Genomic DNA, 25,377 nt, shown 5'->3' with positions numbered 1-25,377 from the left:
ACCCCGGCGGGTTGCTCCAGAACCCGGGGGGCTGCGTCCCGGACTCCCGGTGCATGTCCGGTCGGGAGATTCTTTCCGCCGCGGTGGTGCGCAACCCCCGCGGCGGTGCGCAACCCCCGCGGCGGGAGCCGGTGGTTTCAACTCCTCCTGGTCACAACCCGCTTACCCCCGGCTGGAAGTCTCCTGGGCGTGGAGGGCTCGGGTCAGGTCGGAGTGGGATTCCTGGATCAGGCGGCGTAGCGCGGGGGCCGCGTTGGGGTGGGTGGTCAGCCAGACGGCCGTGGTGTCGGCGGTCTGCTGGGTGGCCTGCAGTATGGGGTAGAGGCCGCGGACGATGGCCATACCGATCTCGATCGAGCGCTCGGACCACACCCGTTCGAGCGCGCCGAAGTACTTCGCCGCGTACGGCGCCAGCAGCTCCCGCTGGTTGGCCTGGGCGAAGCCCGAAATCACCGCTTCCACAAAGGCGTTGGACAACTCGTCGGACTCCACCACCTGCCGCCAGGCCTCCGCCTTCACCTCGGCCGACGGCCGTGCGGCCAGGCACCGCACCTGGTGCCGCTTGCCGGAAGCGGTGTTGTCGCGGGCCAGCTCGGCCGCGATGTCCGCCTCCTGCGCCGCACCGTGCGCGGCCAGTGGCAGCAGGAACGCCCAGCGCAGCTCCTGGTCCACCTCAAGGCCCTCGACCACCTCCGTGCCGTCCAACAGCCCGCGCAGCAGCCGCAGTTCGTCCGGAGCCGAGGCCGTCGCGGCGAAGAACCGGGCCCACGCCAGCTGGTGCCCGCTGCCCGGCTCGGCCGCCCGCAGCTCCCGTAGCGCACCGGCGGCCAGCGCCCGGCCGCCCTCCGCGCGCCATGCGGGCGCCGCATAGTGGTCGAGCGCGGTCTGCGCCCAGGTGTGCAGCATCTGCAGCACGCCGATGTCGGTCTCCCGCCCGGCGAAGTCCAGCACCAGCCGCACGTAGTCCTGGGCGGGCAGCAGCCCGTCCCGGGTCAGGTTCCACACCGCCGACCAGGACAGCGCCCGGGCCATCGGATCGGTGAGGTCGCCCAGGTGACCGCGCAGGGTGTCCAACGACCGCTCGTCGAAACGGGACTTGCAGTACGTGAGGTCGTCGTCGTTCACCAGCACCAGGTCCGGCCGCTCCGCCCCGGCCAGCTCGCCGACCACCGTCCGCTCACCGGAGACATCCGCCTCCACCCGTGCGTACCGTCGCAGCGAGCCGTCCGCGCCGCACCGGTAGAGCCCGACCGCCACCCGGTGCGGGCGCAGCGGCGCGCCCTCCTGGAGCACCGCCAGCTCCTCGACGCGCCCGTCCGTACCGCATATCACCTGCGGCGTGAGGGAGTTGACGCCCGCGGTCTGCAGCCACACCCGCGACCATTCGGCCATGTCCCGGCCGGAGGTCTCCTCCAGCACCGACAACAGGTCCGCCAGCCGGGTGTTGCCGAACGCGTGCCGCTTGAAGTAGCGCCGGGCGCCCTCCAGGAAGGCGTCCTGGCCGACGTAGGCGACGAGTTGCTTGAGCACGCTCGCGCCCTTGGAGTAGGTGATCCCGTCGAAGTTGAGCTTGGCGTCCTCCAGGTCGTGGATGTCGGCGGTGATCGGGTGGGTGGAGGGCAGTTGGTCCGCCCGGTAGGCCCATGCCTTGCGCCGGTTGGCGAAGGTGATCCAGCCGTTGCCGAACCGGGTCGCCTCCACCAGCGAGAAGGCCCCCATGAAGTCGGCGAACGACTCCTTGAGCCAAAGGTCGTCCCACCACTCCATGGTGACCAGGTCGCCGAACCACATGTGTGCCATTTCGTGCAGGATGACGTTGGCCCGGCTCTCGTAGGACGCCTGGGTCACCTTGCCCCGGAAGACGAACTCCTCACGGAAGGTGACCAGTCCGGGGTTCTCCATCGCGCCGATGTTGTACTCCGGCACGAACGCCTGGTCGTACTTGCCGAACGGATACGGGTAGTCGAAGTGGTCGTGGAAGAAGTCCAGGCCCTGCCTGGTGACGGTGAAGATGTCGTCGGCGTCGAAGTGCTTGGCGAGCGACCTGCGGCACATCGCGCCCAGCGGGATCTCCAGGTCGCCGCGCCGGTAGGTGTCCGTCACGTAGTGGTACGGGCCCGCGACCACGCAGGTGATGTACGTCGAGATGGGCGCGGTCTGCGCGAACCGCCACACGCCGCCGTCGTGGGACTGCCGCGCTCCGTTGCTCCACACCGTCCACCCCTCGGGGGCGGTCACCGTGAAGCGGAACCGCGCCTTGAGGTCCGGCTGCTCGAAGTTGGCGAAGACCCGCCGGGCGTCGGCCGGTTCGTACTGGGTGTAGAGGTAGACCTCGCCGTCCTCGGGGTCGACGAAGCGGTGCAGTCCCTCGCCGGTGCGGCTGTACGCGCAGGCCGCGTCGACCACCAGCTCGTTGGTCTCGGCCAGGCCGTCCAGCGCGATCCGGGTGCCGTCGAAGACCACCGAGGGGTCCAGCTCGCGCCCGTTGAGCCGCACCGAGCTGACCGAGGGGGCGACCAGGTCCACGAAGGTGGCGGCGCCCGGCCGTGCGCAGCGGAACCGGATCGTGGTCACCGAGCGGAAGGTGTCCTGCCGCGGCTGCGCGGCGGACCGTAGGTCGAGCGACACCTCGTACCCGTCCACCGCGATCAGTGCGGCCCGCTCGCGGGCCTCGTCTCGGGTCAGGTTCTCGCCGGGCACGGTGACTCCTTCGTCTCGTGGCTCGTCCGCCGCGTCCACCGGCCCCTGCGCCGGTGCGGCCGAAGTCGCATCATCGCATGTGGTGGCGGAGGTGACACGCGCTGCATTGACCGGGAATTAGCGCGCGATCACCAGCGTTTCAGCCCCCGACGTGTCGTTTCTTATCGAACGACCTTGGGAGAGGCTGTGACGACGACGGAAACCGACAAGATCCCGGCGGATTTCTGGTTCGACCCGGTGTGCCCGTGGGCGTGGATTACCTCGCGCTGGATGCTGGAGGTCGAGAAGGTACGCCCGGTGAGCGTGCGCTGGCATGTGATGAGCCTTGCCGTGCTCAACGAGAACAAGGACAAGGAATCGCTGCCCGAGCGGTACCGCGAACTGCTGACCACCGCCTGGGGTCCGGTACGGGTCTGCATCGCCGCCGAGCAGAAGCACGGCAGCGAGGTGCTCGGTGGGCTCTACACCGCGCTGGGCACCCGGATCCACAACCAGGGCCTGCCCAGGACCCGGGAGACGATCGTCGCCGCGCTGGAGGAGGCCGGGCTGCCCGCGGACCTGGCGGACGCCGCGGACAGCGACGCCTACGACACCGAGCTGCGCGCCTCGCACCAGTCGGGCATCAGCCTGGTCGGCGAGGATGTCGGCACGCCGGTGATCGCGGTGCCGGGCGCGGACGGCCAGCAGGTGGCGTTCTTCGGCCCGGTGATGACCCCGGCTCCCAAGGGCGAGGCGGCGGCCAGGCTGTGGGACGGCACGCTGATGGTGGCCTCGACGCCTGGTTTCTACGAGATCAAGCGCACCCGGACGGTCGGGCCGATCTTCGACTGACCCGGCCGCTATCACCCGCTCCGCCGTACCGCCCCCACGGGCACGGCCCCTCGGGTAAGGCTCCTTGGGTAAGGGAAGGCCCCCGCGCGACACCACCGCGCGGGGGCCTTCCGCCCGTGGGGACGGCCTTCACGGAACGAGCAGCCCGCCGGGCAGCCGCTTGGCCTTGAGGTAACGGGCGTTGACATCCTGCCAGTTGACCACCCGCCACATAGCCTCGATGAAGTCCACCTTCTGGTTGCGGTACTGCAGGTAGAAGGCGTGCTCCCAGGCGTCGAAGACCAGCAGCGGAACGCTGCCCTGGCCGACGTTGCCCTGGTGGTCGTAGACCTGCTCGACGATCAGCCGCCCGCTGACCGGCTCGTAGGCGAGCACGCCCCAGCCAGAGCCCTGTGTGGTCGCCGCGGCCTTCGACAACTGGGCCTTGAACCGGGCGAATCCGCCGAAGTGCTCGGCGATGGCGTCGGCCAGCTCGCCGGTGCCGTCCTTCTCCAGCGGTTCGCCACCACCGTCGCCGGTCATGTTCTGCCAGTAGATGCTGTGCAGGATGTGCCCGGACAGGTGGAACGCCAGGTTCTTCTCCAGGCCGTTGATCGCTCCCCAGGCGTCCTTCTCCCTGGCCTCGGCGAGCTGCTCCAGGGTGTCGTTGGCGCCCTTCACATACGCGGCGTGGTGCTTGTCGTGGTGCAGCTCGATGATCTCTGCGCTGATGACCGGCTCCAACGCGGCGTAGTCATAAGGGAGTTCAGGAAGGGTGTACGTGGACATGCGCGGGTCCTCCGGCTGCGGCTTATTGCAAGTCATTCGCAATTGCAGGCTACCAGCAGCAGACCCGAACGCACTGGAGGGCCGGGCCCAACGGCCCGACCCTCCAGTCGCGTTATGGATACGTTGTGGCTACGGCGATGTCAGTCGCGCTTGGCCGCCAGTTGGCGCAGGTAGCCGATGGCCGCCAGGACGACGGTCGCCCCGCCGGTGAAGTACAACTGCACCCGGGTGTCCGGCTGCCGGGCCATCAGCACCAGCACCGCACCGATGCCCAGCAGTGCCACCCAGGTCAGATACGGGAACGCCCACATCCGCACCACCAGCCGCTGCGGCGCCTCACGCTCCAGTCGGCGCCGCATCCGCAGCTGCGCCACCGCGATGAACGCCCACACCACCAGCACCGCCGCGCCCACGATGTTGAGCAGCCAGGCGAACACGGTGGTCGGCCACCAGTAGCTGAACAGCACGGCGAGGAAGCCGAACCCGGAGGAGGCCAGCACCGCCAGCCGCGGCACGCCACCGTTCAACCGGCCCAGCAGCCGCGGCCCCTGGCCGCGCGCCACCAGCGAGTACGCCATCCGCGAGGAGCCGTAGATGTTGGCGTTCATCGCGGAGAGCAGGGCGACCAGGATGACCACGTTCATCACCTGGCCCGCGCCCGGCACCCCGATGCGGTCGAGCACCGCGACGTACGGGCCGTGCTTGGTCAACGAACCGTCGTTCCACGGGATCAGGGTGACGATCACCAGCATCGAGCCGATGTAGAACAGCGCGATGCGCCACATCGCGGTGCGCACCGCCTGGCCCACGCTCTTGACCGGGTCCTGCGACTCGGCCGCCGCGATGGTCACCGTCTCCAGCCCGCCGTAGGCGAACACCGAGGCGAGCAGGCCGACCACCAGGCCGTTCGAGCCCTTGGGCAGGAAGCCGCCCTGGCCGGTCAGGTTGGCGGTGCCCACCGCGTGCGTGCCCGGCAGCAGTCCGAAGATGGCCAGCACGCCCAGGATGAGGAAGAGGGAGATCGCGCCGACCTTCAGCGCGGCGAACCAGAACTCGAACTCCCCGAAGTTCTTCACCGCCGCCAGGTTCGTACCGCAGAACACCGCCATGAAGACGGCCACCCACAGCCACGAGGGAACGCCCGGGAACCAGTTGGCCATGATCCCGGCCGCGCCGATCGCCTCGGCCGCCACACCCACGCACAGCAGGACCCAGAACATCCACCCGGCGGTGAACCCCGCCCAGGGGCCGATGGACCGCTCGGCGTGCACCGAGAAGGAACCGGAGGCCGGGTTGGCGGCGGACATCTCGCCCAGCATCCGCATCATCAGCATGACCAGCACGCCGGAGAGCGCATAGGCCAGCACGATGGACGGGCCCGCCGCGGCGATGCCCGCCCCGGAGCCGACGAACAGCCCGGCGCCGATGACCCCGCCGAGGGCGATCATCGACAGATGGCGCTGCTTCAGCCCGTGGCCGAGGCTCGGTTCCGAGTCGGCCACGGAGGGTGCGGCATCGGCTATCGGGGAGGGTGTCCGATTCATTGGCGTGATCGTCCAGGGGTGTGAGAGAGGTACGGATCGCCACAGTGTGCGGGGGAGTACCGGTCACAACAACGACGCGTTCGCCATCCGGACGGTTCGTTAACGCAACGTGACCGATTACTCGTCAGCTATGCGTGGATTGTGCCGTGCATCGCGTTTGCCGCTTCGACCGCGCCACTCGCGTACCGCGGCGGCCACCAGCACCACACCGGTGGCGGCGGCGCATGGTGCTGCTGACTCTCGGATCAGTTGGGGGGACTCCACAGTCTCCCCGCGGCGTGTGCCGGGTCGCAAAGCGGGTCATCTTCGATGACCGCCCCAGTGACCAGCGTCACGGCGGCTCGCGTTGTGTCCTCGCGCTTTGTGTGGAACCGACTACGGCTGGGAACAAGCCTTTGTCTCTCGCTCACCGTGTTGCGCTGCACGGCGCTGGGTTACGGTCACGGTGTCCTAACGGCCCTTCGTCACGCGGGAGAACCCGATGAGCCTCGCAGCCGCCCCCGTCCGCCCGCAGCAGGTCCTGGCCGACCTGCTGCCCGCCTCCACCGCCACCCGCGTCCGGCTGCGCGACGCGGCCCTGGTCCTCGGCGGCGCGGCGCTCACCGGCCTGGCCGCGCAGGTCGCGATACCGGTTCCGGGCTCGCCGGTGCCGGTCACAGGGCAGACGTTCGCCGCGCTGCTGGTGGGCACCGCGCTGGGCACCCGCCGCGCGGTGCTCTCGCTGGCGCTATACGCGGTGGCGGGCGTGGCCGGGGTGCCGTGGTTCGCGGGCGGCGCGCACGGGGCGGGGCTGGTGACCTTCGGCTACATCCTGGGCATGGTGCTCGCCTCGGCGGCGGTCGGCGCGCTGGCCCGGCGCGGCGCGGACCGCGGGGTGTGGCGGACGGCCGCTGCGATGCTGGTCGGCGAGGCGATCATCTACGCGGTGGGCGTGCCGTACCTCGCCGTCGCCGCGCACTTGTCCCTCGGCCAGGCCCTCGCCCTGGGCTGCACGCCGTACCTGATCGGCGACGCCCTCAAGGCGGCGCTGGCGATGGGCCTGCTGCCCACGGCCTGGAAGCTGGCCGCTCGCCGCTAGGGCGAAAGCCGAAGAGGGGCCCGGGGGTTGCACCCCTGGGCCCCTCTCGTGTTCGCGGGGCGGGGGCGGAGCCCCCGCGGAACCTCAGCGCTTGTCCAGCGCTCCGCGCCCCTTGCCGCGGATGAACGCCACCGCCAGCACGACGGCCGCCGCCAGGACCGACATCAGCACCTGGTCACGCCCGCTGGGGTCGGTCAGCATGTAGCCGATGACGAACACGATCATGCCGATCGTCACCCACGTCAGATACGGGTAGGCCCACATCTTCACCGACAGCCGCTCCGGCGACTCCCGTTCGACGATCTTGCGCATCCGCAGCTGCGAGAAGCAGATCACCAGCCAGACGAACAGGGCCACCGCACCAGAGGAGTTGAGCAGGAACTGGAAGATGGTCTTCGGGTACTGGTAGTCGAAGTAGACCGCGATGAAGCCGAAGACGACCGAGGCCAGGATCGCCGTCGCGGGCACACCGCGCGAGGTGGTCCGGCTGAACGAACGCGGCGCGTCGCCCCGCTCGCTGAGCGAGAACGCCATCCGGGACGCCGTGTACAGACCGGAGTTGAGGCAGGAGAGCACCGCGGTCAGCACGATCACGTTCATCAGCTCACCGGCGTGCGGAATGCCGACGTGGTTGAGCACCGCGACGTACGGGCTCTTGGCGACCTCGGGGGAGTTCCACGGCAGCAGCGAGACGACGATCAGGATCGAGCCCAGGTAGAACACCGCGATCCGCCAGATCACGCTGTTGGTGGCCTTGACCACCGCCTTGCGCGGGTCGGTCGACTCACCGGCGGCCAGGGTGACGATCTCGCTGCCCATGAAGGAGAAGACCACCATCAGCACACCGGTGAGGATGGCGCCCGGCCCCTTCGGCAGGAAGCCGCCCTGGCCGGTGAGGTTGGTCAGGCCCACCGCGTGGTCGTGGGTGCCCGGCAGCACACCGAAGACCGCCAGACCGCCGACCACGATGAACGCGGCGATCGCGACCACCTTGATACCGGCGAACCAGAACTCGAACTCACCGTAGGAGCCGACCGAGAACAGGTTGGTGGCGGTGAGCACGATCATCACGATCAGCGCCCAGCCCCAGGTCGGCACAGCGGGCATCCAGCTGTTCAGGATCCCCGCACCGGCCATCGCCTCGACCGCGAGCACCACGACCCAGAAGAACCAGTACAGCCAGCCGATGCTGAAGCCCGCCCAGCGGCCCAGCGCCCGGTCCGCGTACGCCGAGAAGGAGCCGGAGACCGGGTTGGCCGCGGCCATCTCGCCCAGCATCCGCATCACCATGACGACGAGCGCGCCCACCAGCGCGTACGACAGCAGGATGGCGGGACCGGCGGCGGCGATGCCCGCGCCGGAGCCTACGAACAGGCCAGCGCCGATCACGCCACCGATGGCGATCATCGACAGATGTCGGTTCTTCAGCCCTGCCTGTAGGCCGTGACCGGCCGCCTCATGGCCGTAGGCGGTGGCGGCGGCGGAAGCCGGACCGGAGTTGCCGGTCCTTGCGTCCTCCGTCGTGAAGGGCGGTTGCGCACTCATTGACGTGTCCCTCGTCTCTCGGTTCGCGAGCTTCCGCATGCAACCCCAGACTTCGGCTGAAACGGAACAGCTGTGTCCGAATCGTTGCATCAATGGGTTCAGGGGCCCAGTGTGAGATTCGCCACCCGAAACGCAGGCGGCAGGGGGCAAGTAACCCCGAAAACGCAGGCGCGCGGCCCCGGAAACAGAGGAGCGGGTACCCACGTGGCAGACTCTGCGCATGCGCGTGTACCTCGGCTCCGATCATGCCGGTTACGAACTGAAGAACCATCTCGTCGAGTGGCTCAAGGCCAACGGCCACGAGCCGGTGGACTGCGGTCCGCACATCTACGACGCCCAGGACGACTACCCGCCGTTCTGCCTGCGCGCCGCGGAGCGCACGGCCCAGGACTCCGGCAGCTTCGGCATCGTGATCGGCGGTTCGGGCAACGGCGAGGCGATCGCCGCCAACAAGGTCAAGGGCGTGCGCGCCGCACTCGCCTGGAGCGAGGAGACCGCCAGCCTCGGCCGCGAGCACAACAACGCCAACGTGATCAGCATCGGGGCGCGGATGCACTCCGAGGAGCAGGCCACCCGTTTCGTCGAGGTCTTCCTGGGCACCCCGTTCTCCGAGGGCGAACGGCACATCCGCCGGATCGACATGCTCAGCTCCTACGAGCTGACCGGAAAGCTTCCGGAGATCCCGGCGCACCACCCGCGGCAGGACTGAGCGCGGCATGCCCGAAGGGCACACCATCCACCGACTGGCCGCCGACCACCAAGCGAGGTTCGGCGGCCGGGCCGTATCGGTCAGCAGTCCGCAGGGCAAGTTCGCCGACGGCGCGGCGCTGCTCGACGGACAGGTACTGGAGCGCGCCGAGGCGCACGGCAAGCACCTCTTCCTGGGGTTCGGCCCGGAGCGGTGGGTCCATGTCCACCTGGGGCTGTTCGGTAAGTACGCCTTCGGCACCGGGCCCGCGCCCGGCGCGGCGGACACCGTACGGCTGCGGCTCGCCAACCGGGAGGGCTACGCGGACCTGCGCGGCCCCACGGCCTGCGAGCTGATCACCGACGGCGAGAAGCAGGCGATACACGACCGCCTCGGCCCCGACCCGCTGCGCCCCGGCACCGACCACGAACCGGCCTGGCGGCGGATATCCCGGAGCCGCAGCTCGGTCGCCGCGCTGTTGATGGACCAGAAGGTGGTCGCGGGCGTCGGCAACGTCTACCGGGCCGAGGTCCTCTTCCGGCACGGCATCGATCCGTACCGGGCCGGGCGCGATCTGAGCCGGGCCGAATGGGACGCGATCTGGGCCGACCTGGTCGCGCTGATGCGGGAGGGCGTACGGAACAACCGCATTGACACCGTCCGCCCGGAACACACCCCCGAGGCGATGGGGCGCCCGCCCCGCGTGGACGACCACGGCGGCGAGGTCTACGTCTATCGACGGCACCAGCTTCCGTGCCTCATCTGCGGTACGCAGGTCCGCACCGCGGAACTGGCCAACCGCAACCTCTTCTGGTGCCCGGGCTGCCAGACGCGGTAGGGGGTTCTGATGGGGGCGCGGCCCCGCCGTCTAGAAGCCGTGCGGCAACCATGGCGCGACCTCATGGCCGAAGGCCGAGGCAGCCTCGGTTAACGCCCCGGGCCGCAGCTCCCGCACCCGCCCGGCGGCCGCCAAGGCGGTGAGGCTGAAGCCGCCCAGGTACGCCGAGGCCAACTCCCGAACCGACAGCGACAGATCGGGCGCATCCGTCGTGCGTTCGCACACCGCGCCCTTCTGGTCGCCGCTCAGCCGCCAACTCCCCTCGTTCCAGGGGCAGAAGGCGTCCTCGACCGCGAACACCACATCCACCGGCGCCGCGTACGTCCGCGCGGCCAGCGCCCTGCCCACGTCCACCAGGCGCAGGAACATCCCGTCGCGCACCCGCACCCGGCACCGCCGTATGTCGGAGACCAGGTGCAACACCGGGTCGTCCGCAGGGCGATTGCTCGCCGTGACCGTGGAAGTCAGGTCAACGCCGAACAGATAGCGCCACAACGCCGCATAACCGGCCGGATCCAGCGCCTCGACATCCCGTACCAGCACCGAACCCTTCGGCCCGGCCTCGTCCCAGTCCGGCTTCACGCAGAAGCGGGCATAGCCGATCACCTCCCCATCCCGCTCGGCCAGTACGCACTGCTGCTCCCCGGCGCCGCGCCGCTCCGACGGCGGATCGAGCAACGGCAGCCGCTCCCAGCCCGGTTGCCGCGCCAGCATCCCCGGGCGCCCGGCCACCCGGCGCGCGTACACCGCCTCGCACGCCGCGCTGCCCGCGCCCGGCGGCACCAGCCGCAGCCGCACCTCGTCCGCCCCCGAGACGGCCGCCAGCCGCACCCGGACCGAGTCGATCTCCATCCGCAACCGCTCGGTGGCCAGCCCGTATCCGAACCGCCCGTAGATCGGCGGCTCCGAGGCCCCCAAGACCGCCAGTGGCTCCCCCCATCCCCGCACGTCGTCCAACTGCCGCCGCATCATCGCCGTGAGCACACCGCGCCGCCGGTGCGTCGACCGCACACCGACACAGGTGACCCCGGCCGTTGGAACCAGCGAACCACCCGGCACCGACAACCGGAATGAGAACGCTCCGGTTGTGCCCACCAGCTCCTCGCCGTCCCAGGCCGCCAGCGAACGCTCGTATTCGGTCAGATCACGCCAAAGGGCGCGCTCCTCGGCGGACTCCCGCACCCCGCCGAACGCCCGCTCCAGCTCGCCGTACCAGTCGTCCCACTGTCCCGACTCAAGCACCCGTAACTCAACCGTCATGGCCCCTGCCTAGCAGCGCCACCGCGGTACGGGCGAACGAATTACCGGGACCCCGGGCGAGCCGTCCCAGCCCGGCCGGAAACGATCGCTCGACGCGCCGTGCCCGACCGATATACGGCGAGTCGCGAATCGACGCGCCGCCGAATGGGTGGATAGGGTCACCGAGAACGGAGGACGAGTGACGGCGCGTACGGCGCCACGGGAGCCGGGTGGCCGTGGGCGACGGTATCGAGACCAGGAGCGCGGAAGACACCCCCGCGCGGCCGGACGTCGAGCCGTCTCCCGTGCCGCGGGCCAGGCGCGGGCGGGAGGGAGACGGTATCGAGACCAGGGACGCGGAACGCTCCGCGCCGGGCACGCGGAGGGTGGGCATCCCCACGCCGCGCCGCGGTGGCGGACGCGCCGGTGAGTCAGTCGTGGCCCGGGCGCGCAGGGCGCTGCACCGGGGCCGCACCCTGCTGCGCAAGTCCGCCGTCGACTACTTCCGGGGCGACGGCTCCGACTGGCTGCCGCTGGTCGCCCTGCTGCTCACCGTTCCCGCCCTCGCCTGGGCCACCACCGTCGTGCCCGACTGGTGTCCGCCGACCGCGCTGGTCTTCCCGGTCCTGCTGGGCGGCCTGCTGCTGCGCCCGGCCAGCCTGCTGCTGCTCTACGCCGCCGCGGCCACCGCCCTGGTGGCCGAGGACGCGGTGCTCGGCCCGTACCACCCCGGCGCGTCGCGCACCGTCACACCGGGCACCGTGCTGGTGGTGAGCGCGGTCGCGTTCGCCGGGCTGATGATCGCCCAGTTCCGCAGCCGGGTCGGGGTGCCCTGGCGGCGCGGCGGCACGATGCTGTTCGACCTGCGCGAGCGCATCCGGGTGCAGAGCCAGCTGCCGGAGCTGCCGGACGGCTGGCACGCCGAGATGGCGCTGCGCCCGGCCGGTGGCCAGTCCTTCTCCGGGGACTTCGTGGTCGCCACCCGCACCGGCGGCGGGCAGGTGCTGGAGGCGGTGCTGACCGATGTGTCCGGCAAGGGCATGGACGCCGGTTCGCGGGCGCTGCTGTTGTCCGGGGCGTTCGGCGGGCTGCTCGGCTCGCTGCCGCCGCACCAGTTCCTCGCCGCCGCCAACGGCTATCTGCTGCGCCAGGACTGGGACGAGGGGTTCGCCACCTCCGTCCACCTCGTACTCGACCTGGAGACCGGGGACTACGAGCTGCTGTCCGCCGGGCACCTGCCCGGAATGCAACTGTGCGCGGGCACCGGGCGATGGGAGGAGAAGGCCGCCGACGGCATGATGCTCGGGGTCGTCGAGGGCGCCGAATTCGACGGCGTGAAGGGCACGTTGAACTCCGGTGACGTGCTGATGCTGTTCACCGACGGGCTGGTGGAGGCGTCCGGGCGCGACCTGGCCGAGGGCATCGACCGGTTGATCGGCGAGGCGGAGCGCCTGGTGGCGCACGGATTCCGGGGCGCCGCCTGGCGGTTGATAGACGCGGTCGCCAAGGACGTCAACGACGACCGGGCGCTGCTGATCATCTGCCGTGACTAGTCAGCATCTGCCGTGACTAGTCAGCGCGTTGACGTCCGGTCAGTGACACGCGCCCCCGTGGCGGGTCCACGCGACGGCGGGTTGATGGCACGATGGGACGGCGCGGGGGAGAAGTGGCGGTGGCGCACCCCCGTACCGGCGTGGCGTAGGCCGTAGTGAGCGAGGAAGTGATCCGTTGTGGCCATCTCCCTTTCCGTGGTCGTGGTGTTGGCGATCGTCTTGTTCGTGATGTTGCGAGGAGGGACGCTCAAGGGCGGACCGGCCATCGTGGCCATACTGTTCGGCTTCTTCCTCGCCTCCACCGGGTTGGCGCCCGACATCCACCGGTTCCTGGACTCGCTGGCCAACACCATCAACCAGATAAGGCTGTGAACGTGACGAACGACGCAACCATGCGGAACGGGGCGCACACGACGGCGTAACACTGTGGCGTGAAAAACGAACCGGCCCGGCCGGAGGGAGCGCTCCCTCCGGCCGGGCCGGACTCGTACAGAGCGGGCGACGGGAATCGAACCCGCGTAGCCAGTTTGGAAGACTGGGGCTCTACCATTGAGCTACGCCCGCAACGGCCAGTCATTCTGGCACACCGCATCGTAGCTGGTCGACTCGGCCCCTGTCGCCAGCCGAATTAATTGGCAGCCGGGACGTGCGGAGCCATGTACGCTACGTGTCGCACTGAAACGGGGTGTGGCGCAGCTTGGTAGCGCGTCCGCTTTGGGAGCGGAAGGCCGTGGGTTCAAATCCCGCCACCCCGACCATTTGTTCGAAAGGTCCCCGGCGTGGGACAGTCGTGCCGCTCGTACCGGTACTATGCGAGTTGGCCCTGTATACGGGGCGACGTAGGGGCGAGGACCCCGGGAAGTACGTCTCGTCGGCCACGTAAAGCCCCTGACTGTCAGCCCAAGGAGACCCAACCGTGAAGAGCGCCGTGGAGACTCTGAACCCGACCCGGGTTCGACTCACCGTCGAGGTGCCCTTCGAGGAGCTCAAGCCCAGCCTCGACGCGGCGTACAAGAAGATCAACCAGCAGGTCACGGTGCCGGGATTCCGCAAGGGCAAGATCCCCGCGCGCATCATCGACCAGCGGTTCGGCCGGGGCGCGGTGCTCGAAGAGGCCATCAACGACGCGCTGCCGAAGTTCTACACGGAGGCGGTCAACGAGGGTGAGCTGAACGTCCTCGGTCAGCCCGAGATCGACATCACCGAGTTCAACGACAACGAGCAGCTGAAGTTCACCGCCGAGGTGGACGTCCGCCCGACCATCGAGATCCCGGACTTCTCCGGCATTGAGGTCACCGTCGACGCCGTCGAGGTGTCCGACGAGGACGTCGACAAGTCGGTCGAGCAGCTGCGTGACCGCTTCGCCTCCACCACCCCGGTCGAGCGCGCCGCAGCCGAGGGCGACGTGGTCACCATCGACCTGGAGGCCAAGGTCGACGGCGAGGTCCTGGAGGACGGCGTCGCCAAGGGTGTCACCTACACCATCGGCTCCGGCCAGCTGCTGGACGGCATCGACGAGGCCGTCACCGGCCTGGAGGCCGGCGGCTCCGCCACCTTCACCTCCGAGCTCAAGGGCGGCTCGGCGGCCGGCAGGGAGGCCGAGGTCAAGGTCGACGTCACCGCCGTGCAGGCTCGTGAGCTGCCCGCGCTGGACGACGACTTCGCCCAGCTGGCGAGCGAGTTCGACACCCTTGAGGAGCTGCGCGCCGACAGCCGCAAGCGCCTTGAGCGGATGAAGAAGTACGACCAGGCCACCCAGGCCCAGGAGAAGGTGCTGGACGCCCTGCTGGACCTGATCGAGGTGCCGATCCCGGAGAAGCTCCTCAAGGACGAGGTCGAGACCCGCAAGCACAACCTGGAGCACCACCAGTTCCCGATGATGGGGCTGAACTGGGACAGCTTCCTGGAGCGCGAGGGCAAGACCGCCGAGGAGTACGACGCCGAGCTGGAGAAGCAGGCGACCAAGGGCATCAAGACCCAGTTCGTGCTGGATGAGCTGGTCTCCAAGGAGCAGCTCTCGGTCAACCAGGAGGAGCTCACCGAGCACCTCATGCGCCGTGCCGCCACCTCCGGCATGAGCCCGGACCAGTTCGCCCAGGCGGTCGTCGAGGGCGGCCAGGTGCCGATGCTGGTCGGCGAGGTCGCCCGCGGCAAGGCGCTGGCCCTGGTGGTCGAGGCCGCCAAGGTCGTCGACAGCAACGGTGAGACCGTCGACCTGGACGACGAGGACGAGGACGGCGAGACCGTCGAGGCCGCCGCCGAGGAGGCCCCCGAGGCCGCCGCCGAGGAGAAGTCCGAGGACTGATCCCGGCCGCAGTAGCAGGAGCATGACAGCGCACCCGGACGCCAAGGAGCGTCCGGGTGCGTTCGTTTTCCGGCCACAGCGCGATCGCTTTCGGGGTTGCCTGCGCTCACAGCGAACAGTTTCGCGTGAGGGATTGCTGGGCCCGACCTGCGCGTTAGGGTCCGTAGTAACGAGGGCAGGGGAGTCCCTTGACGGCGCTGGAGTCAGCTCGGCAACGCACCCCCGCGCCCTACGAGAAGACGCGAAGACGGCGCGTCGCCGTCCGACAACGAGCAGGTGGATACGTGACGACTCCGCAGATTCAGACGCCTGGACTTCTGATGCCCACCGCCAGCACGCCGACCGGCGGCCCGGGCCTGGGTGACGCGGTCTACAGCCGACTGCTCGACGAACGCATCATCTTCCTCGGCCAGGCGGTAGACGACGACATCGCCAACCGGATCTGCGCGCAGATGCTGCTGCTCGCCGCGGACCCGACCAAGGACATCTACCTCTACATCAACTCGCCGGGCGGTTCCGTGACCGCCGGTTTCGCGATCTACGACACCATGCAGTACATCAAGAACGACGTGGTGACGATCGCGATGGGCCTGGCCGCCTCCATGGGCCAGTTCCTGCTCACCGCGGGCACCCCCGGCAAGCGCTTCGCCCTGCCGAACGCCGACATCCTGATGCATCAGGGCTCGGCCGGGCTGGGCGGCTCCGCCTCCGACATCAAGATCCAGGCGGAGCAGCTGCTGCGTACCAAGAAGCGGATGGAGCAGCTCACCGCCGCGCACACCGGCCAGACCGTCGAGACGATCAACCGCGACGCGGACCGCGACCGCTGGTTCACCGCATACGAGGCCAAGGAGTACGGCCTGATCGACGAGGTCATGAGCACCGCCGCGGACGTCCCCGGTGGCGGCGGCACCGGCGCGTGAGGCCGCTCCGCAGCACCTGCGGCCACCCGGTTACGCTTCCCCTCCCCGCTCACCCCTCAGGACGGTGAACCCCATCATGAACACCCCGAACCCGCTCGCCCTCCAGGAGGGCCTGGACGCCCGCCGCTCGCTCGGCGCGGAGTCCCGTTACATCGTGCCGCGCTTCGTGGAGCGCACCTCGCAGGGCGTGCGCGAGTACGACCCGTACGCCAAGCTGTTCGAGGAGCGGGTGATCTTCCTCGGTGTGCAGATCGACGACGCCTCCGCCAACGACGTGATGGCGCAGCTGCTGTGCCTGGAGTCGATGGACCCGGACCGGGACATCTCGATCTACATCAACTCGCCCGGCGGTTCGTTCACCGCGATGACGGCGATCTACGACACCATGCAGTTCGTCAAGCCGGACATCCAGACGGTCTGCCTCGGCCAGGCGGCCTCCGCCGCGGCCGTGCTGCTCGCCGCCGGTACGCCCGGCAAGCGGATGGCGCTGCCCAACGCCCGGGTGCTGATCCACCAGCCGTACACCGAGACCGGCCGGGCGCAGATCTCTGACCTGGAGATCCAGGCCAACGAGATCACGCGGATGCGCACCCAGATGGAGGAAATGCTGGCCAAGCACTCCAGCCGCTCCTCGGAGCAGATCCGTGAGGACATCGAGCGCGACAAGATCCTCACCGCCGAGGACGCGCTGTCCTTCGGTTTCGTGGACCAGATCACATCGTCCCGCAAGGCCGCGGTCTCGGCCTGAGACAGGCCCGACGGCACCATCAACCCCTTGGGTCGGCAGGACGAGTCGGCCCAAGGGGGGCCCACACGAGGGGTCCGGCAAGGTACCGTCGGAGATTAGGCACCAGGCTCCGTTGAACAAGGCGGATCCCAGGCGAAGGGGAAGCACCTCGTGGCACGCATCGGTGATGGCGGCGATCTGCTCAAGTGCTCGTTTTGCGGTAAGAGTCAGAAGCAGGTGAAGAAGCTCATCGCAGGGCCTGGTGTGTACATCTGCGACGAGTGCATCGACCTGTGCAACGAGATCATCGAGGAGGAGCTCGCCGAGTCCTCCGAGGTGCGGTGGGAGGACCTGCCCAAGCCGCGCGAGATCTACGAGTTCCTTGAGGGCTACGTCGTCGGCCAGGAGCCCGCGAAGAAGGCGCTGTCGGTCGCGGTCTACAACCACTACAAGCGGGTGCAGGCGGGCGAGAACGGCGGCGGCAGAGGCCATGACGACGGCATCGAGCTGGCCAAGTCGAACATCCTGCTGCTCGGCCCCACCGGCTCCGGCAAGACGCTGCTGGCCCAGACCCTGGCCCGGATGCTGAACGTCCCGTTCGCCATCGCGGACGCCACCGCGCTCACCGAGGCCGGATACGTGGGCGAGGACGTCGAGAACATCCTGCTCAAGCTGATCCAGGCGGCCGACTACGACGTCAAGAAGGCCGAGACCGGGATCATCTACATCGACGAGATCGACAAGGTCGCGCGCAAGAGCGAGAACCCGTCCATTACTCGTGATGTGTCAGGTGAGGGCGTCCAGCAGGCGCTGCTGAAGATCCTGGAGGGGACCACCGCCTCGGTGCCGCCGCAGGGCGGCCGCAAGCACCCGCACCAGGAGTTCATCCAGATCGACACCACCAACGTGCTGTTCATCGTCGGCGGCGCGTTCGCGGGGCTGGAGAAGATCATCGAGGCCCGGGCGGGCGCCAAGGGCATCGGCTTCGGCGCGACCATCCGCTCCAAGCGGGAGCTCGACCAGGTCGACCAGTTCGCCGACATCATGCCGGAGGACCTGGTGAAGTTCGGGATGATCCCGGAGTTCATCGGCCGTCTGCCGGTGATCACCAGCGTGCACAACCTCGACCGCGAGGCGCTGCTGAAGATCCTGGTGGAGCCGCGTAACGCCCTGGTGAAGCAGTACCAACGACTCTTCGAACTCGACGGTGTGGAGCTGGAGTTCGACCGCCCAGCGCTGGAGGCCATCGCCGACCAGGCGATCCTGCGCGGCACCGGGGCGCGGGGCCTGCGCGCCATCATGGAAGAGGTGCTGCAGTCGGTGATGTACGAGGTGCCGTCCCGCAAGGACGTGGCCCGGGTCGTCATCACCGAGGAGGTCGTTCACTCGAACGTGAACCCCACCCTGGTGCCGCGCAGCACGCGCGGCGGCGAGGCGGGGGAGCGGCACGAGAAGAGCGCGTAGCGCTCGCCGCCGGGCTTGATGTGTGGGGCCGCCCCTCGGGGCGGCCCTCCGGCGTGTAAGGGGCACTCGCCATGGCGGGCGTCCCTTACTTCTCGTCTTACGGGCGGTGGCTCATAGCTCCACGACGACGGTGCCCAGGTGCCGTCCCTCGATCACCTCGCAGAGCGCCTGCGGGGCGCGCTCGATGCCCGTGACGCGGGTGTGCGGGAAGTACAGGTCGCCAGAGCGCAGCCAGGCCGCGAACTTCTCCGGCCACCTGGCGCGTTCGGCGGCGGGCACGTCGTCGGCGCTGAAGCCGCGTAGCACGAGCCGCTTGAGCAACAGTTGGAACGAGTCCAGCTGGACCGGAGCCGAGGTGCCGGTACCGTCCGGCGCCAACTGTCCCGACAGTGCGCCGACCAGCGCGAAGCGCGCACCGTTGCGCGCCGCCGCGACGGCTGCCCGCAACTGGTCGCCGCCGACGTTGTCGAACAGCACGTCGATGCCCTCGGGGGCGACTTCGGCCAACTGCTCGGCGATCGGCCGGGCGCCGCGCAGTACGGCGGAGTCGTACCCCAACTCGGCCACCAGACGGTCGGCCTTCTGCTGGGATCCGGTGCTGCCGATCACCCGGGCGGCGCCCAGCAGGCGGGCGAGCTGCCCGGCCATCGAGCCGATCGCCCCGGTCGCGCCGGAGACGAACACCGTGTCCCTGGGCCGGACTTCGGCGCCCCAGCGCAGTGCGGCGTACGCGGTCCAGGCGTGCGACAGATGGGCCACCGGGTCCGGCAGCGTGCCGTCCAGCGGGGTGCACTGGGCGGCGGGCACGGCCGCGTACTCACGCCAGCCGTGCCAGTGGGTGACCAGATCGCCGGGGAGCAGCCCGCTGCCCTCCGGCGCGGTGACCACTTCGCCGATCGTCTCCTCGAACGGGGTCTCGCCGGGGCGCACCACGGGGAACGGGACGCCGTCGACGTCCCGCACGCCGCCGCTGATCATCATCCGGAGGGACGCGGACACCCGGAAGTAGCGGTTGCGGATCAGCGCCTCGCCTGCTGCCGGGTTCGGCAGCGGAGCCTCGGCGACGGTGAAGTGCTCGGGTGTGGGCAGACCGTCCGGGCGGGCGGCCAGGCGGATGCTGCGGTGGGTGTGGGGGAGGGCCATGGGTCCTTCCGTTCCTTAGAAGAGGCCACGTGTAGAAGAGGCCACGTGGGTCGTGGGCCAGCGTGGAACGGCGGACGGACCTGATTCCATGAGAACCGTGTGCTTAGCGAATTCCTTCCATCCAAACCCAAACAGGTAAGGGAAATATCCATGCTGGACGAGGTGGACCGGGGTCTGATCCACGCCTTGCACATCGACGGCCGGGCGCCGTTCGCCCGGATCGCCGAGGTGCTCGGGGTGTCGACGCAGACCGTGGCGCGGCGCTATCGGCGGCTGAGCGCCGGGGCGTCGCTGCGGGTAGTGGCGCTCGCCGACCCCGACCGCGCCGACCAGGCACAGTGGATCGTGCGGCTCACCGCCAGCCCGCGCGCAGCCCAGGACCTGGCGCACGCCCTGGCCCGCCGCTCCGACACCTCCTGGGTGAAGCTCGCCTCGGGCGGCACCGAGATCCTGTCGATCGTGCACACCCCCACCGGCGCGGCCAGCGGCCACACGCTGCTGCTCGGCGACATCCCGCGCACCGCGGGCATCACAGCGGTGAGCGCCCACTATGTGCTGCACACCTACCTCGGTGGCCCCACCGCCTGGCGCGGCCACCTGGGCGCCCTGGACGACCGCCAGCAGCGCCAACTCCGCTCGACTCCCCACCCGTTGACCCGCCAGGGCAGGCCCTTGACCGAGTCCGACGGCCCCCTGCTGGCCGCCCTGCACCGCGACGGCCGCGCCAGCCACGCGGAACTCGCCGCGGCCACCGGCTGGTCACCGGCGACCGTCGCCCGTCGCCTGACCGACCTTCAGGCGAGCGGCGCGATCTTCTTCGACGTCGAGTTCAACGACACGCTGCTGGGCGCCAGCACGCAGGCGCTGCTGTGGATGTCGGTGACCCCCGCCCACTTGGACCACGTGGCCACCACCTTGTCCCAACACCCCGAACTGGCCTACGTGGCCGCCACAACCGGCCCCACCAACCTCCTGGCCCACGCCCTGTGCCCCACCCCGGCCGCCCTGCACGATTACCTCATCCACCGCCTGGGCACCCTGGAGGCGATCCACACCCTGGAGACGGCCCCGGTGCTGCGTACCGTGAAGGCGGCTGGACCGCTTCCAGCGCTCAACCGTCGCGCGTGACCCTGGCGTGGTCGCTGAACGCCCGCCTGAACGGGTCGTGCCCGGTGCGGCCGGTGTGCCGCAGGCACCAGTCCAGTACGGCGCACGGATCCCCCTGGGGCCCGGACTCCGCGCCGCAGCCGCGTGCGACGCAGAACGCCTCGCAGACGGCGCCCCCTTCGGGGACGTGACGGATGGTGTGGGGGACGTAGCGGTAGACGGCTGCCCGCGAGTGTCGGTCGCGTGCCACCGAGGCGCCCAACAGGGACTCTTCGGCAGCGCGGGGGGTTGGGCGGCCTGCAGCTCCACCCTTGTCGGCCTGGGCGTTCGTAACGGCGATGCCTATGAGGCCTGCTCCTTGGCCCAGCGGTAGTCAGCCTGTGTAAGGGGCGCCCTTGCAGGAGGACGCCCCGTACACACATCGGTTGTGCGCTACTTCTTGACCCGCACCTCGTTGCGCAGCTTCGCCGTGGTCTGCGCCCAGTCGGAGACCGACGGAGCTGTCGGAAGGCTGGTGGGATTGGTCGGATCGACGTTGGGCATCCACATGGCTATGGCGACGGTGCTGCTGTCGCCCCAGACACAGAAGGGCATCGACGCGAGGCCTTCGCTCTGCTGACCGCACTTCATGACCGTGCCGTCGAAGCCGGACGGGGTCTGCTTCGTGGTGGTGGCGCCCTTGAGCCCTTCGGAGATCACCTTGTCGACGGCGGCACTCGGGTCGGAGACATCGCCGTACGCACCGCTGAGGATCACCCCGTCCTTGCTGGCCTTCCAGACCGCGCCAGCAGTCTGGCCGCCCGAGATGCCCGAGTCGTTGACCGACGAGTCCATGTGGCTCGTCATCTGCGACGACTGTGCCGTGTCCTTGCTGTACTTCCCGTCCAGCACCGTGTCCGGCGTCGTCAGCTTGTAGTCGCCGCCGCCTGAGAGGCCGCCGCCGCTGCCCATGACGGCGAAGGCGATGCCCGCGCCCGCCACGACCACGACGGCGGCGAGGATGCCTATGACCTTGCCCGCGTTGCTCTTCTTGACCGGCGGGGGCGGCGGGACCTGGGCGCCCCAACCGGGCTGCTGGCCGTAGGGGTTGGGGGCGGCCTGCTGCGGGACGCCGTAGGGCGCGTTGGTCGGGGGCTGGCCGTACGGGTTGGTGGGCTGCTGCCCGGGCTGCGGGGGGACGCCGCCCTGCTGGGGGTAGCCGTAGCCGGGCTGCGGGCCGGGCTGCTGGCCGTACGGGTTCGGCGGTGGCTGGTTGAAGCTCATGGGTTTTGCGTCCTCCCGTTAACTGTCGTATGAGCGCCACATCCTTCCTCATCCCATGAGCACGTCAAAAGCCGGGGTGCCGTCCTGTTACGGCCTCGCAGTCCCAGTCCGGACACCAGTGAACAAGTAACTCACCGGTAGTTTTCAGGACTTCATAGCTGCGTTCTTCTCGGGGCGGCGGGGCACCCTCTCTTCTGCCGCTCGTCGTAGGGCCCTTGGGCGAGCGCGGCCTGGTCGGCGGTGAGTTTCGGCCGACGTCCGCAGCGCTCGCGTCCCTCGGCGCCGAGGGGCGCCAGGTGCGGCACGGAGCGGAAGGGCAGCGCGTCCTCGTGGCGGCTCGTTATGCGGCACTGCCGTCCGAGGCGGCTATGCGGGCCGCAAGCGCGGCCTGCACCTCTCGGCGAACCGACCGCACCGTGGTCACCCACGCATATACCGTGTACAGGGCTGGCCCGCGCCGGGCGCCGAGGCGGGCATCGTTCGGTCGAGCCCCTTCTCCTGGAGCAGCGTGAGGAACGCGGTTGTCTGCTGTTCGTTCAAAGCCGCGACCGGCAAGCCCATGGCCATCTGCGGTGACACGCGCAGCACCCAGAAGTCACCGACGCGCGAGACGCTCCGAAACGTCGCCCACGTCCGCGACGTGGACCGGTCCGGGCCCTGAGTGCGGTACTGGACGTACCTCCGCCGAGCACACGCCCGGTACGAGCGAAGCACCATGGCCGGTGTGGTGACGAAGGTGGTGACTATCGGCGTACCGGCCACACTGGCTCCTGTTTCACACATTCAAGGGGACACGCCCCTGCTCGCGGTGACCCTAACGGCTGTGTCACCCCCACTCGGCCCGAGCGTCGTTCAGCTTGTTGATCCCGGTCAGCAGAGGGTTCAGGCCGACCGCGTCCGGGTCACACCGAGCAGGGCCAGCAGCGCGGGGCTGCGAGCACGCCGTTACCGGACGAAAGCCGTTCGGAGACCAGGCCGTGCCGCCCCTAGAATTGCCGCGTGACCGACATGAACCCGCGCCCCCGAGACGGGGCCAGCAGCAGCCCTGACAACCTGCCGACCCAGTACGTCCCGGCCGAGGTAGAGGGGAAGCTGTACGAGCGCTGGGTAGAGCGAGGTTACTTCGAGGCGGACGCCAAGAGCGACAAGCAGCCGTACACCATCGTCATCCCGCCGCCGAACGTCACCGGCAGCCTGCACCTCGGGCACGCCTTCGAGCACACGCTGATCGACGCGCTGACCCGCCGCAAGCGGATGCAGGGCTACGAGACGCTGTGGCAGCCGGGCATGGACCACGCCGGTATCGCCACCCAGAACGTGGTCGAGCGGGAGCTGGCCAAGGAGGGCAAGTCCCGCCACGACCTGGGCCGCGAGGCGTTCGTCGAGCGGGTGTGGCAGTGGAAGGCCGAGTCCGGCGGGCAGATCTCCGGCCAGATGCGCCGCCTCGGCGACGGTGTGGACTGGTCGCGCGAGCGGTTCACCATGGACGAGGGCCTCTCCCAGGCCGTCCAGACGATCTTCAAGAAGCTCTACGACGACGGACTGATCTACCGCGCCGAGCGCATCATCAACTGGTGCCCGCGCTGTCTGACCGCCATCTCGGACATCGAGGTGGAGTACCAGGACGACGACGGCGAGCTGGTCTCGATCAAGTACGGCGACGGTGACGACGCCATCGTCGTGGCCACCACCCGCGCCGAGACGATGCTGGGCGACACCGCGGTCGCCGTCCACCCCGACGACGAGCGCTACCGGCACCTGGTCGGCCGGGAGATCGAGCTGCCGCTGACCGGCCGCCGGATCCCGGTCGTCGCCGACGCCCATGTCGACCCCGAGTTCGGCACCGGCGCGGTCAAGGTCACCCCGGCCCACGACCCCAACGACTTCGAGATCGGCCAGCGGCACGACCTGCCGTCGCTGAACGTGCTGGACGAGCACGGCATCATCACCGCGCACGGCCCCTTCCAGGGCCTGGACCGCTTCGAGGCCCGCTCGGCGATCGTCGGCGCGCTGCGCGCCGAGGGCCGGATCGTCGCCGAGAAGCGCCCGTACACCCACTCCGTCGGGCACTGCTCGCGCTGCAAGACCACCATCGAGCCGCGGCTGTCGCTGCAGTGGTGGGTCAAGGTCGGCCCGCTGGCGAAGGCCGCCGGTGACGCGGTGCGCGACGGGCGGGTGACGATCCACCCGAAGGAGATGGAGTCCCGCTACTTCGGCTGGGTGGACAACCTCCACGACTGGTGCATCTCACGGCAGTTGTGGTGGGGCCACCGCATTCCGGTCTGGTACGGGCCCAACGGCGAGGTGGTCTGCGTCGGACCGGACGAGGAACCGCCGACCGGTGACGGCTGGCACCAGGACACCGATGTGCTCGACACCTGGTTCTCCTCCGGCCTGTGGCCGTTCTCCACGCTCGGCTGGCCGGAGCGGACCGAGAGCCTGGCGAAGTTCTACCCGAACTCCGCGCTGGTCACCGGCTACGACATCCTGTTCTTCTGGGTCGCCCGGATGATGATGTTCGGCCTGTACGCGATGGACGGCACCCCGCCGTTCCGCACCATCGTGCTGCACGGCATGGTCCGCGACCAGTTCGGCAAGAAGATGTCGAAGTCCTTCGGCAACGCGGTCAACCCGCTGGACTGGATGGACGCATACGGCTCCGACGCGGTCCGCTTCACCCTGGCCCGCGGCGCCAACCCCGGTGTGGACGTGCCGATCGGCGAGGACTGGGTGCAGGGCTCCCGCAACTTCGCCAACAAGATCTGGAACGCGACCCGCTTCGCGCTGATGAACGGTGCCACCGTCCAGGGCGAACTGCCGCCCGCGGAGCGGCTGTCGGCGACCGACCGGTGGATCCTGTCCCGGCTGAACTCGGTCGTCGCCGAGGTGGACGCGTACTACGACGACTACCAGTTCGCCAAGCTCTCCGACACCCTGTTCCACTTCGCCTGGGACGAGGTCTTCGACTGGTACGTGGAGCTGGTCAAGACCACGTTCGCGGCGGGCGGCGAGGCCGCAGGCGTCTCGCGCCGGGTGCTGGGCGAGGTCCTGGACGTCACGCTGCGGCTGCTGCACCCGGTGGTCCCGTTCGTCACCGAGACGCTGTGGACCTCGCTGACCGGCGGTGAGTCGCTGGTCATCGCCGACTGGCCGAGCGACAGCGGCTTCCGCGACCAGGCCGCCGAACAGGAGATCGCCACGCTCCAGCAGGTGATCACCGAGGTCCGCCGGTTCCGCTCCGACCAGGGCCTGCAGCCCGGCCAGCGGGTCCCGGCCCGGCTCGACCTGGACGGCACGCCGCTGGCGCCGCACGAGGACGCCATCCGCTCGCTGCTGCGGCTGCAGCCCGCGGGCGAGGGCTTCCACGCCACCGCCTCGCTGCCGGTCGCGGGCGCCACGGTGGCGCTGGACCTGTCCGGGGCGATCGACTTCGCGGCGGAGCGCAAGCGGCTCACCAAGGACCTGGCCGCCGCCGAGAAGGAGCTGGCGCAGGCCACCGCGAAGCTGGGCAACGAGGCATTCCTGGCCAAGGCGCCGGACCACGTGGTGGACAAGATCCGGGCGCGACGGGAGGCCGCGGAAGTCGATATCGCCCGTATCGGCGCCCAGTTGAAGAACCTGCCGGAGGCCTGAGCGCCCCCGGGCAGTTGACGGTCAAGGC

At 69.6% G+C, this 25,377-nt stretch carries 20 protein-coding genes and 2 tRNA genes; 13 read left to right on the top strand and 9 right to left on the bottom strand.

The window, feature by feature from the left end; all coding sequences use genetic code 11:
* Positions 1-162: 162 nt before the first annotated feature.
* Entirely contained in the window at positions 163-2,700 is a 2,538-nt protein-coding gene (pepN, locus tag NON19_RS30165) for an aminopeptidase N (protein ID WP_255932337.1), read from the bottom strand.
* Between the two features lie 186 nt (positions 2,701-2,886).
* Between pepN and NON19_RS30160 the strand changes: the two genes are divergently transcribed.
* Positions 2,887-3,531 carry a mycothiol-dependent nitroreductase Rv2466c family protein gene (locus NON19_RS30160; protein WP_255932336.1) on the top strand — a complete coding sequence of 215 codons (645 nt, stop codon included), beginning with the start codon at positions 2,887-2,889 and terminating at the stop codon, positions 3,529-3,531.
* A gap of 129 nt (positions 3,532-3,660) precedes the next feature.
* Here the strand turns inward: NON19_RS30160 and NON19_RS30155 are convergent, their stop codons facing one another.
* Entirely contained in the window at positions 3,661-4,299 is a 639-nt protein-coding gene (locus tag NON19_RS30155; protein ID WP_255932335.1) for a superoxide dismutase, read from the bottom strand.
* A 140-nt stretch (positions 4,300-4,439) separates the two neighbouring features.
* Positions 4,440-5,843, bottom strand: coding sequence for an amino acid permease (locus tag NON19_RS30150; protein WP_255932334.1), 1,404 nt, complete (start codon positions 5,841-5,843; stop codon positions 4,440-4,442).
* Positions 5,844-6,324: 481 nt separating this feature from the next.
* Between NON19_RS30150 and NON19_RS30145 the strand changes: the two genes are divergently transcribed.
* Complete coding sequence (locus NON19_RS30145; protein ID WP_255932333.1) at positions 6,325-6,921, top strand: biotin transporter BioY; 597 nt, start codon at positions 6,325-6,327, stop codon at positions 6,919-6,921.
* An 84-nt stretch (positions 6,922-7,005) separates the two neighbouring features.
* On the opposite strand, the gene NON19_RS30140 is transcribed toward NON19_RS30145, so the two are convergent.
* The gene (locus NON19_RS30140) at positions 7,006-8,466 is read right to left on the bottom strand and encodes an amino acid permease (RefSeq protein ID WP_255932332.1); all 1,461 of its coding nucleotides are present in this window, start codon (positions 8,464-8,466) and stop codon (positions 7,006-7,008) included.
* Positions 8,467-8,686: 220 nt separating this feature from the next.
* On the opposite strand from NON19_RS30140, the gene NON19_RS30135 reads away from it, so the two are divergent.
* Together NON19_RS30135 and NON19_RS30130 are read left to right on the top strand one after the other, a co-directional pair.
* A complete protein-coding gene (locus NON19_RS30135; protein ID WP_255932331.1) occupies positions 8,687-9,175 on the top strand; it encodes a ribose-5-phosphate isomerase in 489 nt (162 codons plus the stop codon).
* A gap of 7 nt (positions 9,176-9,182) precedes the next feature.
* Positions 9,183-9,992, top strand: coding sequence for an Fpg/Nei family DNA glycosylase (locus NON19_RS30130; protein WP_255932330.1), 810 nt, complete (start codon positions 9,183-9,185; stop codon positions 9,990-9,992).
* 30 nt (positions 9,993-10,022) lie between these two features.
* Here NON19_RS30130 and NON19_RS30125 read toward each other — a convergent pair whose 3' ends face one another.
* The gene (locus NON19_RS30125) at positions 10,023-11,252 is read right to left on the bottom strand and encodes a GNAT family N-acetyltransferase (RefSeq protein ID WP_255932329.1); all 1,230 of its coding nucleotides are present in this window, start codon (positions 11,250-11,252) and stop codon (positions 10,023-10,025) included.
* A gap of 416 nt (positions 11,253-11,668) precedes the next feature.
* Here NON19_RS30125 and NON19_RS30120 point away from each other — a divergent pair, with 416 nt between their 5' ends.
* Both NON19_RS30120 and NON19_RS30115 read left to right on the top strand, forming a co-directional pair.
* Complete coding sequence (locus tag NON19_RS30120; protein ID WP_308213760.1) at positions 11,669-12,784, top strand: SpoIIE family protein phosphatase; 1,116 nt, start codon at positions 11,669-11,671, stop codon at positions 12,782-12,784.
* Positions 12,785-12,961: 177 nt separating this feature from the next.
* Positions 12,962-13,156, top strand: a complete 195-nt coding sequence (locus NON19_RS30115; RefSeq protein ID WP_255932328.1) for a hypothetical protein — start codon at positions 12,962-12,964, stop codon at positions 13,154-13,156.
* Positions 13,157-13,277: 121 nt separating this feature from the next.
* On the opposite strand, the gene NON19_RS30110 is transcribed toward NON19_RS30115, so the two are convergent.
* Positions 13,278-13,348 (bottom strand) — tRNA-Gly (locus NON19_RS30110).
* A 117-nt stretch (positions 13,349-13,465) separates the two neighbouring features.
* Between NON19_RS30110 and NON19_RS30105 the strand changes: the two genes are divergently transcribed.
* The 5 genes from NON19_RS30105 (at position 13,466) to clpX (ending at position 18,203) form a co-directional block, all read left to right on the top strand.
* A tRNA-Pro gene (locus NON19_RS30105) sits at positions 13,466-13,542 on the top strand.
* Between the two features lie 158 nt (positions 13,543-13,700).
* Entirely contained in the window at positions 13,701-15,089 is a 1,389-nt protein-coding gene (gene tig / locus NON19_RS30100) for a trigger factor (protein ID WP_255932327.1), read from the top strand.
* 320 nt (positions 15,090-15,409) lie between these two features.
* Entirely contained in the window at positions 15,410-16,012 is a 603-nt protein-coding gene (locus NON19_RS30095) for an ATP-dependent Clp protease proteolytic subunit (RefSeq protein ID WP_255932326.1), read from the top strand.
* A 76-nt stretch (positions 16,013-16,088) separates the two neighbouring features.
* Positions 16,089-16,760: an ATP-dependent Clp protease proteolytic subunit gene (locus tag NON19_RS30090; RefSeq protein WP_303654506.1), complete on the top strand. Its 672-nt coding sequence runs from the start codon at positions 16,089-16,091 to the stop codon at positions 16,758-16,760.
* A 150-nt stretch (positions 16,761-16,910) separates the two neighbouring features.
* On the top strand, positions 16,911-18,203 hold the full coding sequence (gene clpX / locus NON19_RS30085; protein WP_255932325.1) for an ATP-dependent Clp protease ATP-binding subunit ClpX: 1,293 nt from the start codon (positions 16,911-16,913) through the stop codon (positions 18,201-18,203).
* A 111-nt stretch (positions 18,204-18,314) separates the two neighbouring features.
* On the opposite strand, the gene NON19_RS30080 is transcribed toward clpX, so the two are convergent.
* Positions 18,315-19,346 (bottom strand): MDR family NADP-dependent oxidoreductase, encoded by a 1,032-nt coding sequence (locus NON19_RS30080; protein ID WP_255932324.1) that lies wholly within the window; start codon positions 19,344-19,346, stop codon positions 18,315-18,317.
* A 150-nt stretch (positions 19,347-19,496) separates the two neighbouring features.
* Between NON19_RS30080 and NON19_RS30075 the strand changes: the two genes are divergently transcribed.
* On the top strand, positions 19,497-20,474 hold the full coding sequence (locus tag NON19_RS30075) for an Lrp/AsnC family transcriptional regulator (protein WP_255932323.1): 978 nt from the start codon (positions 19,497-19,499) through the stop codon (positions 20,472-20,474).
* Here the strand turns inward: NON19_RS30075 and NON19_RS30070 are convergent.
* Both NON19_RS30070 and NON19_RS30065 read right to left on the bottom strand, forming a co-directional pair.
* Complete coding sequence (locus tag NON19_RS30070; RefSeq protein WP_255932322.1) at positions 20,458-20,703, bottom strand: DUF7848 domain-containing protein; 246 nt, start codon at positions 20,701-20,703, stop codon at positions 20,458-20,460. The two genes, NON19_RS30075 and NON19_RS30070, sit on opposite strands and share 17 nt — an antisense overlap.
* A gap of 182 nt (positions 20,704-20,885) precedes the next feature.
* On the bottom strand, positions 20,886-21,716 hold the full coding sequence (locus NON19_RS30065; RefSeq protein WP_255932321.1) for a hypothetical protein: 831 nt from the start codon (positions 21,714-21,716) through the stop codon (positions 20,886-20,888).
* A gap of 1,008 nt (positions 21,717-22,724) precedes the next feature.
* On the opposite strand from NON19_RS30065, the gene NON19_RS30060 reads away from it, so the two are divergent.
* Positions 22,725-25,349, top strand: coding sequence for a valine--tRNA ligase (locus tag NON19_RS30060; RefSeq protein WP_255932341.1), 2,625 nt, complete (start codon positions 22,725-22,727; stop codon positions 25,347-25,349).
* Positions 25,350-25,377 lie beyond the last annotated feature (28 nt).

It is taken from the genome of Streptantibioticus rubrisoli, assembly GCF_024436055.1.
GTDB lineage: Bacteria > Actinomycetota > Actinomycetes > Streptomycetales > Streptomycetaceae > Streptantibioticus_A > Streptantibioticus_A rubrisoli.
This window is presented reverse-complemented; position numbering and strand designations above follow the sequence as displayed.

What these genes read in the sequence shown, in the direction of transcription:
- NON19_RS30155 (WP_255932335.1), bottom strand. Translation starts at nt 4,299, where the DNA reads ATGTCCACGTACACCCTTCCTGAACTCCCTTATGACTACGCCGCGTTG.
- NON19_RS30150 (WP_255932334.1), bottom strand. Translation starts at nt 5,843, where the DNA reads ATGAATCGGACACCCTCCCCGATAGCCGATGCCGCACCCTCCGTGGCC.
- NON19_RS30145 (WP_255932333.1), top strand. Translation starts at nt 6,325, where the DNA reads ATGAGCCTCGCAGCCGCCCCCGTCCGCCCGCAGCAGGTCCTGGCCGAC.
- NON19_RS30140 (WP_255932332.1), bottom strand. Translation starts at nt 8,466, where the DNA reads ATGAGTGCGCAACCGCCCTTCACGACGGAGGACGCAAGGACCGGCAAC.
- NON19_RS30135 (WP_255932331.1), top strand. Translation starts at nt 8,687, where the DNA reads ATGCGCGTGTACCTCGGCTCCGATCATGCCGGTTACGAACTGAAGAAC.
- NON19_RS30130 (WP_255932330.1), top strand. Translation starts at nt 9,183, where the DNA reads ATGCCCGAAGGGCACACCATCCACCGACTGGCCGCCGACCACCAAGCG.
- NON19_RS30125 (WP_255932329.1), bottom strand. Translation starts at nt 11,252, where the DNA reads ATGACGGTTGAGTTACGGGTGCTTGAGTCGGGACAGTGGGACGACTGG.
- NON19_RS30095 (WP_255932326.1), top strand. Translation starts at nt 15,410, where the DNA reads ATGCCCACCGCCAGCACGCCGACCGGCGGCCCGGGCCTGGGTGACGCG.
- NON19_RS30090 (WP_303654506.1), top strand. Translation starts at nt 16,089, where the DNA reads ATGAACACCCCGAACCCGCTCGCCCTCCAGGAGGGCCTGGACGCCCGC.
- NON19_RS30080 (WP_255932324.1), bottom strand. Translation starts at nt 19,346, where the DNA reads ATGGCCCTCCCCCACACCCACCGCAGCATCCGCCTGGCCGCCCGCCCG.
- NON19_RS30075 (WP_255932323.1), top strand. Translation starts at nt 19,497, where the DNA reads ATGCTGGACGAGGTGGACCGGGGTCTGATCCACGCCTTGCACATCGAC.
- NON19_RS30065 (WP_255932321.1), bottom strand. Translation starts at nt 21,716, where the DNA reads ATGAGCTTCAACCAGCCACCGCCGAACCCGTACGGCCAGCAGCCCGGC.
- NON19_RS30060 (WP_255932341.1), top strand. Translation starts at nt 22,725, where the DNA reads ATGAACCCGCGCCCCCGAGACGGGGCCAGCAGCAGCCCTGACAACCTG.